Raw genomic sequence first — 16,598 nt, forward strand, 5'->3', positions numbered from 1 at the left:
GGTTTTAAAATAGATGTAAAGATACTAAAAATTATTTACTGTGTAAAATTCGGCTTTTGTACTTCCTTTAAATTATGTTGTAAGGACAGTTGTTGCGCCACTTTTTCGGCAATTGATATAAAGTTTTTGGAAATAAGCTCGTCCTCATCAGTTACAATGGGATAGCCATTATCACCGGCATCACTAATGCTTTTGACCAAAGGAAGTTCGCCCAAAAAAGGAGCATCAAACTTTTCAGCCAGTCGTTTGCCGCCATCCTTTCCGAAAATATAGTACTTATTGTCAGGTAGTTCCGCGGGGGTAAAATAGGCCATGTTTTCAACAACCCCTAGTAGAGGGATATTAATCGTATTCATCATAAACATGCCAATACCCTTTGTCGCATCGGCCAAGGCAACATTTTGAGGCGTCGTTACAATAACGGCTCCTGCAACGGGATAGTTTTGAGCTACTGTGATGTGTACATCGCCGGTACCCGGAGGCAAGTCAACCACTAAATAATCTAATTCGCCCCAATCAGCATCGTTAAACAACTGCTTGATAGCAGCACTTACCATTGGCCCTCGCCAGGGAATAGGCTGATTCGGATCCGTAAAAAAACCGATAGATAATAGTTTAATCCCGAACTTTTCAATCGGTTCTATTTTCGTTTTTCCATCGGTTGTCTTAGAAGCCTTGGGACGTGCGCCTTCTACACCAAACATCATAGGGATGGATGGACCATAAATATCGGCATCTAATAAGCCGGTTTTTGCTCCTTTAAGATGAAGTGCTAACGCTAAATTAGCTGCAACGGTTGACTTCCCTACTCCTCCTTTTCCTGAAGCCACAACGATAATATTTTTAATATTATCCAGTTGTTGATTGGGAGCCGATTTTACCTGAGATGTCATGTTAATGGAAACTTCAATCTCTTTGTCGACAAAGTGCGCGATCGCATTACGGCAAGCATGTTCAATATGATCTTTCATAGGACAAGCAGGCGTTGTAAGCACAACACTGAAGCTGATTTTATGTGGTGTGATTTCAATATCTTTGATCATGTTTAAGGTAACAAGATCTTTTTTGAAATCAGGGTCTTCAACAAAACTTAAAGCATGTAATATCTGTTCTTTAGTTATCATTTGAACTCCATATTTTGTACAAAAATACGAAATATAGGGTAGATAATTCGGTCTTTACCCGGGTTTGCGGTATTTCTACATTTTATAAACAAACGTACAGTATACATTGCGTCGATAGTAATCCCCCTATCTTTGATGTGAATGAACCATTAATAATGAGAGAATAGTGTTACTTTTGACGAATAATAGTGCGTCCACCCGTTATGATAAAAGAATATTTAAAAAAAATTCATCCGAAGCACATTAAAATTGCGCTAATCGTTCTGGGGACGATTTTGGTGGTGTTAGCGATCGCGCTCGGCGTCATCTATAATAAAAGGGAAAGCTTGTTGCAGCAAGCGCTGCAGCAAATAAAAAAGCAAGCTCAAACGGATTATGACCTCTATGTAAAGATAGATAAAGCGTATTTTTCTGGCTTTAGTACCGTGACATTCGAAGGCTTTCGCGTGGTACCAAACCAACGGGAACAGCTATTGGGCGTTGATTATTTAGATGTCACCGTGAAACTTTGGCCACTTTTATCAGGAGATGTAAAAGTCTCTGCGCTGAATCTACACGATGCTTCCTTATCTTTTGTAAAAAAAGATAGCCTAAGTAATTATGATTTCTTGTTTAAGCAGAAAAAGGCAGACACTACGAAACGGGGCACCAAAATGAATTTAGCCGAATTGGCCGATAAGCTAATCAACAGCGTGCTTTATAAAATTCCCGAAAACATGAAGCTTGCCAATTTCGAGGCAAGTTATGTGGACGATAGTGCTAAGCAAATTATAACGGTACCAAACGCCATCATTGATGACGGTGATTTGTCTTCTACTGTAAAAATTAATGGGAATGAAGCGGTGTGGCATGTTTTAGGGCGCGTACGTCCGTCTAAAAAGCAATTGTATTTTAAAGTTTATGCCGAGGGCAAAGCAGTTGAATTACCGGTTATAAAAAAGAAGTATGGACTTACCTTAAAGTTTGATACATTGGAAACGGATTTGCGAAAGGTGACGATGAATGGCGGAGAACTACAAATATCAGGAGGGTGGGCGGCCAAAAATCTTGTTGTTCAACACTGGAGAATAGCTGAACAGGAAATCGTCATTCCACAGGGGCATATCGACGCAAAGGTCTTGGTGGGCGAAAACTATATCGGTTTGGACAGGAGTTCGGAAGTGAAAATAAAAAAATTGTCTGCCCATCCTTTTGGAAAGATAACCTTTAAACCACATCGTACGGTGGAATTGGGTGTAGATATGCCGGAAATTGATGCGCAGGATATGTTTGACTCATTTCCTCATGGAATGTTTGATAATTTGGAAGGCATTAGGGTTTCGGGAAAATTGAAGTACCACTTAGATTTATTTGTAGATTTAGATAATCCTGACAGTGTACGTCTCGCTGCGGGAATGGATAAAAAAGGGTTTCGCATAAATTCATGGGGTAAAACGAATTTAGCAAAGATTAATACGCCATTTACTTACATACCTTATGAAGACGGAAAGGCGATGCGTAGTATTGATGTGTCGCCCAATAATCCCAACTTCACGCCACTTAATGAAATATCACCCAATCTCAGGAATGCGGTGTTGACCACCGAAGATCCTTCTTTTTTTAGTCATAAAGGCTTTGTGATTGATGCATTTAAAATGTCTATTACAGCCAACTTAAAAGCCAAAGCTTTTAAACGAGGGGGTAGCACGATTTCCATGCAATTAGTAAAAAACGTTTTTCTTGGAAGAGAAAAGACATTGGTGCGAAAAATAGAAGAGATATTGATGGTTTGGCTGATTGAAAATAATCAGATAGTCAGTAAAAATCGAATGTTTGAGGTTTATCTTAACATTATTGAGTGGGGTAGAAACGTATATGGAATCGGAGAAGCATCGCGATTTTATTTTGGAAAGCACCCTTCCCAGTTGAATGTAGGAGAAAGCATTTATCTGGCCAGTATCATACCGAAACCAAAGACAGGCCTTTATCCATTCCAGTATGATGGCCATTTAAAGCCCTACCTAGGAGGATATTTTAGGCTAATAGGCGGTATTATGGCGCGGCGAGGCCTCGTTCCGCGCGATAGTAGCAGTTACGGGTTTTATAACGTAACGCTTAGGGAGGCACTCCGGCCCGCAAGGCCCGATACGCTTCAAGTGGATACGGTTAAACCGGACATTTTGGAGGAAGAGCTTAAAGAAGCAAAAAGTTTTTTTGAAAGGCTTTTTGGAAAAGATAAAAAAGACGAGCAGCAGGATTGATGAAAATACAAATAGATCAGAAAGATTTTGAGCTAATGATCGAGCATGAGCAGGTAAAAAAGCGATTACGGCTCATAGGGATACAGCTAAATGTAGCCTATGAAAATAGAATACCGGTGTTCGTGGGTGTGCTAAATGGCTGTTTTATGTTCATGGCCGATCTGATGAAAGAAGTACATATTGCTTCAGAGGTATGTTTTGTGAAAATGGCCTCCTATCGAGGGGATCAACGGGAAGAAGAAGTGAAAAACCTAATTGGCCTCAGTCATCCGCTCAAGGGAAGAGAGGTTGTAATTGTGGAGGATATTGTAGATACCGGCAATACGCTGAAGAAAGTGATTGCGTTAATCGCGGAAGAAGAACCGGCTTCTATTGCTGTTTGCACCCTGCTGTTAAAACCGGATGCGCTTGAACATGATTTTGAAGAAATTGCCTATGTTGGTTTTGAAATAGAGAATCAATTTGTTGTGGGGTATGGTCTTGACTATAACGGCATCGGCCGTAATTTAAAGGACATATATCGTGCGATATAATCCATCCTATTATCTGTACCTGCGCATGATGCAATGAACAAACTTGATATGACACAGCGATATGGGCATGCAAGATTATTAATAATTTATTCTGAGGAAAAAATATGCTAAGTTTGTATCGAAATAATGACCTTACAGGGCACACACAATAATAAATTATTCTAATGAAATTCCATAAAGAAGGTTATACGACATTAGCGCTTTCAATATTATTTGTTTTTGTAATAAATGCGTTGGTGCATTTTTTTTACTCAGACAATAGTATATTGACGTGGATCGTATATATACTTTCGTTTGTACTTCTTGTGACGGTTATACAGTTTTTCAGGAACCCAATCCGTAAAATCAGTCCAAGTGAACAAAAGATATTATGCCCGGCAGATGGGAAGGTGGTGGTTATTGAAGAAACAGAAGAAACAGAATATTTTAAAGACAGACGATTACAAGTATCCATTTTCATGTCGCCGATTAATGTACACAGTAATCGGAGCCCCATTACCGGTATCGTCAAATTTTTTAAATATCATCCCGGGAAATACTTGATGGCCTGGAATCCAAAATCTTCAACACTTAACGAGCGAACGACAATCGTTGTAGAAAGCTCATTTGGCGTAGAGGTTTTGTTTAGGCAGATCGCCGGAGCACTAGCGAGGCGAATCGTATGGTATGTTAACGAAGGCAAAGAAGTCAAGCAAGGAGAAGAATTTGGCTTCATTAAATTTGGCTCTCGTGTAGATGTCTTCTTGCCTATAGGAACAAAGGTGAATGTAAAGCTGGGCGATAAAGTGAAGGGCGGCATCACCATCTTGGGTGAATTTGATGAAGAGCAGCCTATTAATTAAAAAGTTTTAAACTAAACCGGTTATGCAATTTAAGTTGCTGGTCTCAATAAATGCATTAATTGTTGCTTTATCATTAAGTTCGGTAAACTTCTACTTTCAGCATAGTTGGTATTACTTCCTAATAACGTTTGTTATTGCGTTCATTTGCAGCTTTTTTGTTTTTTACTACCTCATTGAACGCTATATTTATCGAAAGATTACGCTCATTTACAAAATGATCCATAACCTTAAATTGGGTAAAGATTTAAAGGAAGCTTTGGGCGAGCAATTGGGTGACGATCCTATCAACGATGTGCATGAAGAAGTAAGAGCCTGGGCGAGGGAAAAGAAAATTGAGATAGATGCATTGAAAAACCAGGAACAATTTAGAAGGGAGTTCCTTTCAAATATATCGCATGAATTTAAAACACCTCTTTTTGCTATTCAGGGATATTTAGAAGCCGTTCAAGATGGACTTATGTATGAAGATCCTGAAAGAGCAGAAGTCTTTTTGCAAAAAGCCTCCAACAACATTGATCGGCTAAGTTATCTCATCAAAGACTTGGATGAAATAGCTAAATTGGAAAGCGGTGAAATTAAAATAAATTACCAACGATTTGATCTTTCCCTGCTCGTTAAGGAAGTAATGGAATCCTTAGAACTAAAAGCAGAAAAGCATGATATAGAACTAATCTTTAAGCAGAAATATAGTTATCCAATTTTTGTAAACGCCGATCGAGAAAAAATTCGACAAGTTTTGGTCAACCTAATTAGCAATTCTATTAAGTACGGCAAAGAAAAGGGGCACACCTATATTAAAACCTACGAGTTGCATGACCAAGTGCTCATCGAGGTAACGGACGATGGCATCGGCATTGAGGAGAAGTACTTGCCCCGCTTATTTGAACGGTTTTTCCGAACCGATCGAAGTCGTTCACGGCAAATTGGTGGATCAGGATTGGGATTGGCCATCGTGAAACATATACTGGAAGCGCATCAACAAACAATTTCCGTAAGAAGTACTGAAGGATTGGGTTCAACCTTTGGGTTTACTTTAGCAAAGGCTTAAATACATGAACCGTTTTCCTTGTTACACAAATGTTCATTTGGATAGAGTTAGCACAAACTTAACATTAACTTAACATAAAGGATATACCTTTGCAACATAATATATAAAAAACAAAATGTCGCTAAACAGTATATTCCAATACTTCGTTCCAAAAGACAAAAAGTTTTTCCCTCTTTTTGAACAGGCAAGTACTAACCTGATAGACATCGCCCAAGCACTTCACGAGGCAGTTAATACAGATGATCTAGAACAAAGAAAAACGCTTTATAAAAAGGTTAAAGATTTGGAGCACAAGGGGGATGAAATCACCCATCAAATACATCTGGAGTTAGGAAAGAACTTTATTACTCCCTTTGATCGTGAGGATATTCATACACTTGCAAGTGCTTTGGATGATATCGCTGACTATATTTTTGATTCTGCAAATCGGATGGAGCTGTATCATGTCGATACCATTACAGATCCAATCCGCGAATTAGCGGGGCTGATTGTGGAAGCGGTTACTGCGCTTTCCAAGGGTATGCATGAGTTAAGAAATTTGAAAAATGTGCGAAGCATCGCAGATGCTTGCGTTCGTGTAAATAGTGTGGAAAACAAAGCCGACTACGTTTATAATAAAGCGATAGGCGACCTGTTCTTATACGAAAAAGATGCGATATCTCTTATAAAGTATAAAGAGGTGCTTGCTACATTGGAAACCGCAACCGATATGTGTGAAGATGTGGCGAATGTGTTAGAAAGTATTTTAGTGAAAAATGCGTAGCATCTTGCGCGTGCTATTTTTACATTTAAGCCCTTCACTAATTAAAATTTAAAATCTATGTTAACCATACTGGTCGTTGTTATTGTGCTAGCCGTTGCTTTTGATTATATAAACGGTTTCCATGATGCAGCTAATTCCATTGCCACCATTGTATCAACTAAAGTGCTGACACCTTTTCAGGCTGTGCTTTGGGCAGCAGCATTTAATTTTGCGGCTTATTTCTATTTTACAGATCACAAAGTTGCCAATACGATAGCGAAGACAGTAGTTGAAAATTATATTACGTTAGAAGTTATCCTAGCCGGATTGATTGCTGCCATCAGCTGGAACTTATTTACCTGGTATTACGGAATTCCTTCCAGCTCCTCACATACGCTAATCGGTGGGTTTGCAGGTGCGGGCATGGCCCATGCGCTATTTCTGGGTGATTCCATTATGGGTGCCATCAACTTAGGACCTACCCTAAAGATAATTTCTTTCATTGTGTTGGCCCCTGTAATTGGTATGCTGATATCAATTGTTATAACGCTGATAATTTTGCACTTGGCAAAACGGTCTCGCCCGGCGGTTGCAGAAAAATGGTTTAAGCGATTGCAGTTAGTTTCGTCGGCCGCTTTGAGCTTTGCTCACGGAGGAAACGATGCGCAAAAGGTTATGGGAATTATTGTAGTTGCCATGGTAGCAGGCGGGTATTTACCAAATGCCGATCATATGCCGGAATGGATCCCTTTAACCTGTTATAGTGCGATCGCATTAGGAACCATGAGCGGTGGATGGAAAATTGTAAAAACAATGGGAACAAAAATCACGAAAGTGACAGCTTTAGAGGGAGTTGGTGCCGAAACAGCGGGAGCCTTGACCCTAGGAATTACCGAGCACTTCGGAATCCCGGTTTCTACAACCCACACGATTACAGGTTCCATTATAGGTGTTGGTTTGGTTAAGCGTGTGTCGGCTGTCCGTTGGGGCGTAACAATCAGTTTGCTATGGGCATGGGTACTAACCATTCCTGTATCCGCAATCTTGGCGGGCATCACTTATGGCATTATGCATTATATTTTATAAAGAGCTTCAGGTTTGTTTTTGAATAGAATTACATCTATTCAAAAACAAACTCAACTTCCCCCGATTTATTCGCTTCCCAAGCCGGTCCACCTTTCAATAGCTGTTTGATTTCGTTTAGCTGACTATATTCGGTGCCTTTTATTACCTGTATGTTGAATGGCCGTCCCTGTTGGTTTACTTGAAACCGAAGAACAATGACTCCTTTAGCCATATTGGACTTCGCTTTTTGCGCGATGTAATCATTAAAGTGATCCCATCCGGCTGCCGGCGATGCCGAGGATGCTGTTAACTTTCTTGCAATTGATAATCCGTTGCCGGAAGGAATAGGGTCACCTGTGTTCAGTTCTACCGTTACCTCTCGGTTCGTCTTATTTGCTGTATTTCGGGCGTTAACCATCCAAAGCAAGACACAAGCCAAAACAAACAACAAACAAGCAACAGCTGCTATGCCGAGCCTTTGCGAAGTAAAAAGCATGCGGTTTCTTTCTTGTGGCTGCTCCGTTATTCTATTCTGTAAGCGTTGTTGAAGTAAAGTTAAGTGTTGTGTGTTTACACCCTTTTGTAGATAACCTTCCAATGCATCATTCAGAAAAGGATCATCCAATGCTTCCCGTTCCAATTTGTTCATTTCCTCAGGAGATAGTTCTCCTTTAAGGTATTGCTGAATTCGTATAATATTCGTTATGTTACTTGTCATTTTTTTCCATACATATTTTTAAGTTCCGTTTGCCATTTTGTATATAGCTTTTAACCTTACTCAAATCGTAGCCGGTGAGGTCTGATATCTCTTTGTAGCATTTCTGATCCAAGTAAAATAACCGAACACATTCTCGCTGTTCCATATTTAATTGCTCTAAGCATTTCTCCATCTGCGTGAGTTTGCTTTCAAGCATATCTTCTCCTAAGAATTGATGCTCAACGAGCTCATTTTCCATAAAAGAATTTTCTTCTATGGAGATGGTAGTCTCTTTATTGGCTGCACGCAATTCCATTAGGCAGTAATTTCTAGCAAATGAATATAGCCAGCTTTTAAAATTATTAACAGTATGGATGCGTAGTTTCTGTATAAGCTGTTCAAATATCTGCATAACAGCATCCTCGCTGCGAGCCTCATCCTTTAAGTATTTTAAACATACACCATAAACGAGCGGCATATATGGTTCGTATAACACGCCCAATATGTGTAATTCTCCCGTAGATTTATATCGACTCAATAAATCAGCTTCATTATGTTTTTCTACTCTTTTTTGAAATGCCAATGTAATGCGTTTTTACCGGTAAACTAAAATAACTATATAAAACAACATTCGCAACGGTCGTTCGATATCGGGAACCCGAGCCGCGACCGGGAGTAACTAAACAATAATATATTAATCTTGTTATACAGAAACAATTTAAAAGCACTGATTATGAAACAAGCATGGCCATACGGTGTTCTCATCGGCATTCTAAGCGGAATATGGATTTTCGTTATTCAGAAAACCGGCGGAGGGTCTTCAGCAGGATTCTTAGGAATTTCATGGATGGAATATCTTTCTGTTTTTATCCCATTTTTAGGGCTCTATTTTGGAATCGCTCATTATAAAAATACGCTGCCTAATTATCAGATTTCGTTTTTTCGGGCATTTGTTCAAGGTTTTATGATTTTACTGGTAGGCGGAGTACTTGCAGGCTTGGCTACGGCGATATTATTACAGTACGAAAGGCAGCCTTATATGGAAGAATACATGGGGCGATTTGGGGGGGCTTTATTGGTCGGGATTTTGCTGAATTTGGCAGTGAGCCTTTGGTTCATGAATAAGCCTAAGAACCTTTAATTACCAATATTCTTTATGTTTTGCGCAAGATGGATCGGAAGTTGGCTGCTTAGGTAACGTATGGGTTTTGTAAATTGCACATAAAATTCAGTTATCTAAGTTTTTGATGTACTTTCGTACCAATGGAATTGGATATAAATAATATTGACCGGGAAACGTTAATTGCCGCAGGAGCTTTGGCTGCTCTCTTTTTATTTATCAAAGTTTTGTATGCAAATACGTTTAGGGCTACGTTGAAATTGATCGCACCGGAAAATAGATTCATGAAACCGGGCGAAGCGTTTTTAGTGTTAATTCCGATTTTTAACATTTATTGGAGCTTTGAATTGGCAAGACGTATGTCGGATTCTTTAACGAATGAATTTTATGATCGTAAGATTGCTGAGGAGGAATTTCCCGGACGATCAACCGGTATTACCGTTGCTATTTTGTATATCATTACCATGCTTCCACTCCCCGTGAATATCCTAATGGGAGTGAATTTGGTCTATTTTTTCTATTTCTTTGCCTATTGGGTTAAAATGAACAAGTTTAGGGAATTGTTAAAAGACCATAATATATTCCTTAGCGAACAACAAGAGCATCAGGAGGAAGAAAACTAAATCATGATTTTAGCTGCATTAATAGATTATTTAGAACAGATTGCCCCTCTTTCTTATCAAGAGTCTTACGATAATTCAGGATTGATCGTGGGAAACCCTGATCAGAATATTGATCGGGCTATTATATCACTCGATTGTACAGAAGAGGTCGTAGACGAAGCGATTGACTTGGGATGTCAGTTAATTATCTCTCATCATCCCATTGTATTCAAAGGTTTAAAGCGCTTTAATGGACATAGCTACGTTGAACGTGTTGTAATGAAGGCTATTAAGCATGATATTGCTCTTTATGCCATTCATACCAATTTGGATAATATTTATGGAGGAGTCAATAAGAAGATCGCGGAAAAGCTAAGTCTTCAACAGCTATCCATCCTTTCGCCTAAAGAGGAACTATTGAATAAACTGGTTGTCTTTGTTCCGAAGACGCAAGCAGAGCAGCTCCGGTCAGCATTGTTTAAAGCGGGTGCGGGTCATATCGGAAATTACAGTGAATGTAGCTTTAATGCATCAGGAACCGGAACCTTTAAAGCGGGGGCGGAGACAAATCCCTATGTTGGTTCGATCGGAGAACGACATTACGAAGTCGAAGAACGAATAGAAGTTATCTATCCGCAACATCGGGAAAGGCAAATTTTGATCGCTATGTATGAAACGCATCCCTACGAGGAGGTTGCCTACGATATTTATAAACTTCAAAATAAACATCACCAAGTAGGTAGCGGCATGATAGGGAGCCTACCGGAGCCTTTAGAAGAGCGCCAGTTTCTTGAACTTCTTAAGCAATGTTTGGGGGCGAGTGTAATAAGGCATACCCGTTTAAGGGGTAAGCGTGTGCAACGCGTCGCTGTTTGCGGAGGTTCGGGCGGCTTTTTACTACCTCAAGCTATTCGGCAAGGGGCTGATGTGTTTGTGACGGCTGACTATAAGTATCATGAGTTTTTTGATGCGGAGAAAAAAATTGTTATTGCCGATGTCGGACATTTTGAAAGTGAGCAGTTTACACAGGAATTATTGTTGGAAATAATTCAAAAAAAATTTCCTAACTTTGCAGTCCGTTTAACCGGAGTAAATACAAACCCCATAAATTATTATATTTAATGGAACAAACCGTAGAGCAAAAGTTGCAGGCCCTTTGGGATTTGCAGACAATTCATACCAAAATTGATAAGATCCGTCAGGTTCGAGGAGAATTGCCTATCGAGGTGGCTGATCTTGAAGACGAAGTAGCTGGTCTAGAAACTCGTATGGAAAAGATCCGTTCAGAGCTTGATGACTTAGAAGACGCTATCGTTAATCGTAAAAACATGATTAAGGAAGCGCAGGCTGCTATCAAGAAATATGAATCCCAATTAAATGAGGTAAAGAATAATAGGGAGTACGACGCGATTACCAAAGAAATTGAGATTCAAGGATTAGAAATTCAGGTTTGCGAGAAGAAAATCCGTGAGCATGAATTTGAGATTCGTAACAAAACGGAGATCTACGAAAAAACGCAGGGCGATTTAGAAGAACGTAAGAAAGATTTAGCCGTTAAACAAGAGGAATTGGATACAATAACTTCTGAAACGCAAAAAGACGAAGACGAGTTATTACGAAAAGCAGAAGAAGCGGAATCAAACATCGAAGAACGTTTACTCATTGCCTACACCAGATTGCGTAATAATGCAAAGAACGGTTTGGCTGTCGTAACAATCGACAGAGATTCGTGTTCAGGATGTCATAATCAAATCCCACCGCAGAGACAGTTAGATATCCGTCAACGTAAAAAAATTATTGTGTGTGAACACTGTGGCCGTATTTTGGTGGATGAGGCTTTTGTAGAGAACACATTGGAAGCCTAAAATTTATTATAACATATTGTTAAGCTCAGGTCATATGTCCTGAGCTTTTTTATTGACGGTGTATTTTGGCATTGTTACTGCTAATAAAGAGGAATCATATTCGTTAATCAAATGCACATGGCGCGCAAATTAGTATTACTCCTCACCCTTTCCTTTAGTTTATTTCCTAGAACCTATGCTGCTTTTGACTTCTCGGCTAATTGTAAACAAGCCTATGTAGAAATTTTAAATTTAAGGTTGGATTTGGCGAAACAATATCTCGAAAAAGAGAGACTGGTGAACCCAGAGAACAACTTCATTCCCTTATTGGAGAATTATGTTGACTATTTCTACATACTTTCATGCGATGACAAGTCGGCATTCGATAAGTTAAAAAAGAACAAATCAAGCCGTTTGTCTCAACTCGGTGGAGGAGATAAGAACTCTCCTTACTATCTTTTTGCACAAGCCGAAATAAACCTGCAATGGGCCCTTCTTCGAGGTAAGTACCAAGAGTATGTGGCCAGTGCGCTAGAGATTAAAAAAGCCTATAATATGCTCCATGAAAACATGGAGAAATTTCCGGAATTTCTTCCTAACAAAAAAGGTTTAGGCATGGTAAATGCCGTAATCGGCTCCTTACCCACGGGCGCGCAGAAGGCGCTGGGTACGTTGGGCGTACACGGTAGCACCCAAAGAGGCGAGAAGATGCTGGAAGAGCTTGTGAATAGTTTGCCAGGGTCAGCTTATGAAATTTTTTATGACGAATCTGTTTTTTATCTGATGCAGGTTTGGGTTAACATCACCAAGAAGAAGCAAGCGTTTGAAAAAATTTATTTTTTGACCGGCAAAATGCAAGATGATAGTTTACTGAAACTTTACATCCGCGCATTTACGGCTTTTAAAACCGGTCATAACGATGAAGCAATAGCGTATTTAATCGCAAAGCCCAAAAGTGCCGATTACGTTAATTATCCCTATCTCGACTATTTACTGGGAATGGCCAAGCTTCATAAACTGGATTTTTCAGCAAAGGTAGATTTTCAACGCTTCCTAGAGGAAAGTGCAGGAGGAAGCTATATAAAAGACACTTATCTTCATTTGGCCTATATTTCTCTGCTGAAGGGCGATAGTTTGAATTATAAGGCTTATCTCTCAAAAATACAGCTTAACGGGACCACTTATGACGAAAAAGACAAGCAAGCCCTCAATGAAGCAAATGAGGGAGTACCCAATGAAAGTTTATTAAAGGCTAGATTTCTATTTGACGGGGGCTATTATGAAAGAGCAAAGGACGTTTTAGAAAAAGAAAATGCCAATAACTATAAGCAAAAACGAGATAAAATTGAATATTGTTATCGTTTTGCTCGCGTATTTCATGAAACCGGCGGGATTAATGGAGCGATCAAGTTTTATCAATACACAATCGCCTTCGGTAAAGACAGCAAATACTATTATGCGGCTAATGCAGCACTCTTCCTCGGAGATATTTATGTGGAAAAAAAGCGGTATAAAATGGCGGCAGATAGCTACAGTAAAGCAATCAATATGAAAAACCACGATTACGAAAGTAGCATAGAGAATAAAGCTAAAGAGGCTTTAAAAAGAATAGCAGGAAAGTATTAATTTTACCAAATGAGTATTTTGATAAAGCCCGAGGAGTATAGCGTTACCGAACGTTTTTTGCGCTACGTGAAAATAGATACGCAAAGTGATCCACACTCCATAAGCCAACCATCTACTGAAAAGCAGAAGAATTTAGGGCGGTTGCTGGTGGAAGAACTGAAAGCGTTAGGCGTACATGATGCGCATTTGGATGAATTTGGGTATGTATATGCTACGGTGGATGCCAATATTGATGACCCCGCTATACCTGTCATTTGTTTCTGTTCGCATATGGACACCTCTCCTGATTGTAGTGGCACGGATGTAAGGCCAATCATCCATAAAAATTATCAGGGCGATCCCATTGTGTTACCGGATGATCCTTCGCAGGTGCTTACGAAGAAAAACCATCCGGATCTACAAATGCAGATTGGCAATGACATCATCACCGCCAGTGGAACAACTTTGTTAGGAGCTGACAATAAAGCGGGGCTTGCTGCTATTATGGATGCGGTAGCCTTATTGTTAAAGCATCCGGAAATAAAACACGGTAAAATACGAATCCTTTTTACACCGGACGAAGAAATTGGCAGAGGTGTAGACAAAGTAGATATGGAGAAACTTGGCGCTGATTTTGGTTATACTGTTGATGGAGAAACCGCTGGTTCAATTGAAGACGAAACTTTCTCGGCCGACGGGGCATCACTTACCATTAACGGAATCAGTGCCCATCCCGGTTTTGCAAAAGGAAAAATGCAAAGTGCTATAAAGATTGCCGCTGAAGTTGTAAGTGCATTACCTAAAGACAGGCTTTCTCCCGAAACGACAAGCGACAAAGAAGGATTTATTCACCCCGTCTCCATATCGGGTACCGTTGAGCAGGCGAAAATTGATTTTATAATTCGAGATTTCAGGGATGAACAACTTCTTGCTCATGAGCAAATACTGGATAGCATTGCTAAGCAGGTCGTAGCACAATATACGGGGTGTTCTTACCAATTGATCATTCATGAACAATATCGCAACATGAAGCAAGTGTTGGATAAATATCCTGCAATTATCAATATCGGGCTTCAGGCCATCCGGTTGGCAGGCTTAAAGCCCATCAGGAGAAGTATAAGGGGCGGAACGGACGGATCGCGACTTTCTTTTATGGGGCTCCCATGTCCCAATATTTTTGCAGGAGAGCACGCTTTCCACGGAAAACAAGAATGGGTTTCCGTACAAGATATGCAGAAGGCGGCATTAACGCTTATTCACATCGCCCATTTATGGACTAAAAAGGAGGAACGTAATTGAGAGCGGTACTACAACGTGTCAGCCGAGCTTCTTGTAAGGTATCTGAAAAAATTACGGGAGAGATTAAACACGGCTTATTGATATTATTGGGAATTGAGGAAGAAGACGGAGAGGACGATGTACGCTGGCTTGCGCAAAAAATTGTCAATATGCGAATTTTTGGCGACGACAAAGGGTTGATGAACAAATCGCTTATGGACGTGCAGGGTGATATCCTACTGATATCACAATTTACGCTTTTTGCACAAACCAAGAAAGGCAATAGGCCTTCTTTTATACGAGCGGCAAAGCCGTTACAGGCAATGCCTATTTATGATAAAATGATTAACGAGTTGGAAACGTTAATGGGTAAAGCTGTTGCGAGAGGTGTTTTTGGTGCTGATATGAAAGTCGATTTACTTAACGATGGACCCGTAACCATCATAATGAACACAAAGGATAAAGAAAACTATTGAGTTTCATTTCTAGATAAAGAACTATGACAATAAAGGAAGCGCAAGAATTAGTTGATCATTGGATTCAAACAACCGGTGTCCGTTATTTTAATGAGCTTACCAATACGGCCATGTTAATGGAAGAAGTGGGCGAAGTTGCTCGCATCATGGCAAGACAATATGGTGAACAGTCCTTCAAAAAATCTGACAAGGAAGTAAATTTAGCGGACGAAATGGCCGACGTGCTTTTTGTCTTGATTTGCTTAGCAAACCAAACCGGAATTGATCTAACCGACGCACTTGAAAAAAATCTTCATAAAAAGTCTATTCGCGATAGCGAAAGACACAAGAATAACGAAAAGCTGAATCGACCCTAATCCAGCTTAGCGATCATAATTTGTCGGTTTTCATTTTTAAATAAGGCAGCGGCTTGCTTGCTTCTCAGTCCCGATTGACACAAAAAAATAATCGGGTGATTGCCTTTAATTTCGGAAATCCGATGAGGCAATTCATAGAGCGGAATATTGATACCTCCAATATTTTTCTCTTCAAATTCCCAATCTTCTCTTACGTCAACCAGTAATGTATTGGGATTTAATCGTTGATAAGTCAGCACCTCATGGCCACGCATTACATGTTTGTGGTGTTTCAAGGTGTTTATTTTCTTATTGTTCGGATCCACAGCAAAAGAGATGGTTTGATAGCGATTTTTTTGAATATCGATTGTCAGCAATTTGCCACTTAATACATCTCCGTAGGTTGTAACGACCTTTATAACCTCATTTGCCATCAATAGACCAACAATGCCGGGTAATACATTGAGGATGCCATTGATCGAACAGCTATGGCAGTAATCAGGATCGGGTGCATCAGGGTAAAGGCAACGATAAGTTGGCCCCTCATTATAATTGAAAACCGACAGTTGCCCTGTGTAATCATTTACCGCACCTGATACGAAGGCTTTACCGCTTATCACACAGGCGTCATTTACCAGATAACGTGTATTAAAATTATCGCTGCCATCAACAATTAGATCGTATTGTGATATGATGTCCAAGGCATTTTCAGCACTTAAGCTAAAGGGGTGGGATTTGAGTTGGATAGCTGGTTGTAGCTGCTTTAATTTCTTTACAGCAACAGAGGCTTTGGAATGGCCAATATCTTCTCGACTAAAGAGAATCTGTCGATGTAGGTTATGCACAGCAACAAGATCTCCGTCAATAATCCCGATATGCCCCACACCTGCTGTTGCGAGATATTGTAACGTCGGGCAACCAAGTCCACCGGCACCTATAACCAGCACCCTTGCCTGTTGTAGTTTTTTTTGAGCGGACTCGCCAAAACCCGTCAACTTTATTTGGCGGTCGTAATATTCTCTGTCAGTTAACATGAAGCCAATAATA

18 protein-coding genes are annotated in these 16,598 nt (G+C 39.9%); 14 read left to right on the top strand and 4 right to left on the bottom strand.

Annotated elements, in window-relative coordinates; all coding sequences use genetic code 11:
* Nucleotides 1-35 precede the first annotated feature (35 nt).
* The gene (locus ACH11B_RS07140) at nucleotides 36-1,124 is read right to left on the bottom strand and encodes an Mrp/NBP35 family ATP-binding protein (RefSeq protein WP_377613157.1); all 1,089 of its coding nucleotides are present in this window, start codon (nucleotides 1,122-1,124) and stop codon (nucleotides 36-38) included.
* A gap of 203 nt (nucleotides 1,125-1,327) precedes the next feature.
* On the opposite strand from ACH11B_RS07140, the gene ACH11B_RS07145 reads away from it, so the two are divergent.
* The 6 genes from ACH11B_RS07145 to ACH11B_RS07170 all read left to right on the top strand — a co-directional run bounded on the left by ACH11B_RS07145 (nucleotide 1,328) and on the right by ACH11B_RS07170 (nucleotide 7,615).
* Entirely contained in the window at nucleotides 1,328-3,364 is a 2,037-nt protein-coding gene (locus ACH11B_RS07145) for a transglycosylase domain-containing protein (RefSeq protein WP_377613158.1), read from the top strand.
* A complete protein-coding gene (hpt, locus tag ACH11B_RS07150; RefSeq protein ID WP_013664658.1) occupies nucleotides 3,364-3,897 on the top strand; it encodes a hypoxanthine phosphoribosyltransferase in 534 nt (177 codons plus the stop codon). The genes ACH11B_RS07145 and hpt overlap by 1 nt, the downstream gene beginning before the upstream one ends.
* Nucleotides 3,898-4,061: 164 nt before the next feature.
* Nucleotides 4,062-4,739, top strand: a complete 678-nt coding sequence (locus ACH11B_RS07155) for a phosphatidylserine decarboxylase family protein (protein WP_013664659.1) — start codon at nucleotides 4,062-4,064, stop codon at nucleotides 4,737-4,739.
* A 22-nt stretch (nucleotides 4,740-4,761) separates the two neighbouring features.
* Entirely contained in the window at nucleotides 4,762-5,787 is a 1,026-nt protein-coding gene (locus tag ACH11B_RS07160; protein WP_013664660.1) for a cell wall metabolism sensor histidine kinase WalK, read from the top strand.
* Between the two features lie 115 nt (nucleotides 5,788-5,902).
* On the top strand, nucleotides 5,903-6,550 hold the full coding sequence (locus ACH11B_RS07165; protein ID WP_013664661.1) for a DUF47 domain-containing protein: 648 nt from the start codon (nucleotides 5,903-5,905) through the stop codon (nucleotides 6,548-6,550).
* A 57-nt stretch (nucleotides 6,551-6,607) separates the two neighbouring features.
* A complete protein-coding gene (locus ACH11B_RS07170; protein WP_013664662.1) occupies nucleotides 6,608-7,615 on the top strand; it encodes an inorganic phosphate transporter in 1,008 nt (335 codons plus the stop codon).
* 34 nt (nucleotides 7,616-7,649) lie between these two features.
* Here the strand turns inward: ACH11B_RS07170 and ACH11B_RS07175 are convergent, their stop codons facing one another.
* Together ACH11B_RS07175 and ACH11B_RS07180 are read right to left on the bottom strand one after the other, a co-directional pair.
* Nucleotides 7,650-8,312, bottom strand: a complete 663-nt coding sequence (locus tag ACH11B_RS07175) for a hypothetical protein (RefSeq protein ID WP_013664663.1) — start codon at nucleotides 8,310-8,312, stop codon at nucleotides 7,650-7,652.
* Nucleotides 8,302-8,874 (bottom strand): RNA polymerase sigma factor, encoded by a 573-nt coding sequence (locus ACH11B_RS07180; protein ID WP_149105156.1) that lies wholly within the window; start codon nucleotides 8,872-8,874, stop codon nucleotides 8,302-8,304. Before ACH11B_RS07180 ends, ACH11B_RS07175 begins: the two co-directional genes overlap by 11 nt.
* Before the next feature lie 150 nt (nucleotides 8,875-9,024).
* Between ACH11B_RS07180 and ACH11B_RS07185 the strand changes: the two genes are divergently transcribed.
* From ACH11B_RS07185 to ACH11B_RS07220, 8 genes are all read left to right on the top strand, one after another.
* Complete coding sequence (locus ACH11B_RS07185; protein ID WP_377613159.1) at nucleotides 9,025-9,432, top strand: DUF4199 domain-containing protein; 408 nt, start codon at nucleotides 9,025-9,027, stop codon at nucleotides 9,430-9,432.
* Between the two features lie 122 nt (nucleotides 9,433-9,554).
* Nucleotides 9,555-10,034 (top strand): hypothetical protein, encoded by a 480-nt coding sequence (locus ACH11B_RS07190; RefSeq protein ID WP_377613160.1) that lies wholly within the window; start codon nucleotides 9,555-9,557, stop codon nucleotides 10,032-10,034.
* A 3-nt stretch (nucleotides 10,035-10,037) separates the two neighbouring features.
* Entirely contained in the window at nucleotides 10,038-11,135 is a 1,098-nt protein-coding gene (locus ACH11B_RS07195) for a Nif3-like dinuclear metal center hexameric protein (RefSeq protein ID WP_377613161.1), read from the top strand.
* Nucleotides 11,135-11,878, top strand: coding sequence for a zinc ribbon domain-containing protein (locus ACH11B_RS07200; protein ID WP_013664668.1), 744 nt, complete (start codon nucleotides 11,135-11,137; stop codon nucleotides 11,876-11,878). Before ACH11B_RS07195 ends, ACH11B_RS07200 begins: the two co-directional genes overlap by 1 nt.
* A gap of 117 nt (nucleotides 11,879-11,995) precedes the next feature.
* Complete coding sequence (locus tag ACH11B_RS07205; protein ID WP_377613162.1) at nucleotides 11,996-13,483, top strand: tetratricopeptide repeat protein; 1,488 nt, start codon at nucleotides 11,996-11,998, stop codon at nucleotides 13,481-13,483.
* Nucleotides 13,484-13,492: 9 nt separating this feature from the next.
* A complete protein-coding gene (gene pepT / locus ACH11B_RS07210) occupies nucleotides 13,493-14,761 on the top strand; it encodes a peptidase T (RefSeq protein WP_377613163.1) in 1,269 nt (422 codons plus the stop codon).
* Nucleotides 14,758-15,216, top strand: coding sequence for a D-aminoacyl-tRNA deacylase (gene dtd / locus ACH11B_RS07215; RefSeq protein WP_013664671.1), 459 nt, complete (start codon nucleotides 14,758-14,760; stop codon nucleotides 15,214-15,216). The genes pepT and dtd overlap by 4 nt, the downstream gene beginning before the upstream one ends.
* A 23-nt stretch (nucleotides 15,217-15,239) precedes the next feature.
* Entirely contained in the window at nucleotides 15,240-15,572 is a 333-nt protein-coding gene (locus ACH11B_RS07220) for a nucleotide pyrophosphohydrolase (RefSeq protein ID WP_013664672.1), read from the top strand.
* On the opposite strand, the gene ACH11B_RS07225 is transcribed toward ACH11B_RS07220, so the two are convergent.
* Complete coding sequence (locus ACH11B_RS07225; RefSeq protein WP_377613164.1) at nucleotides 15,569-16,585, bottom strand: ThiF family adenylyltransferase; 1,017 nt, start codon at nucleotides 16,583-16,585, stop codon at nucleotides 15,569-15,571. The two genes, ACH11B_RS07220 and ACH11B_RS07225, sit on opposite strands and share 4 nt — an antisense overlap.
* Nucleotides 16,586-16,598 lie beyond the last annotated feature (13 nt).

Source organism: Olivibacter sp. EAT-5 (assembly GCF_044784325.1).
GTDB lineage: Bacteria > Bacteroidota > Bacteroidia > Sphingobacteriales > Sphingobacteriaceae > Olivibacter > Olivibacter oleidegradans.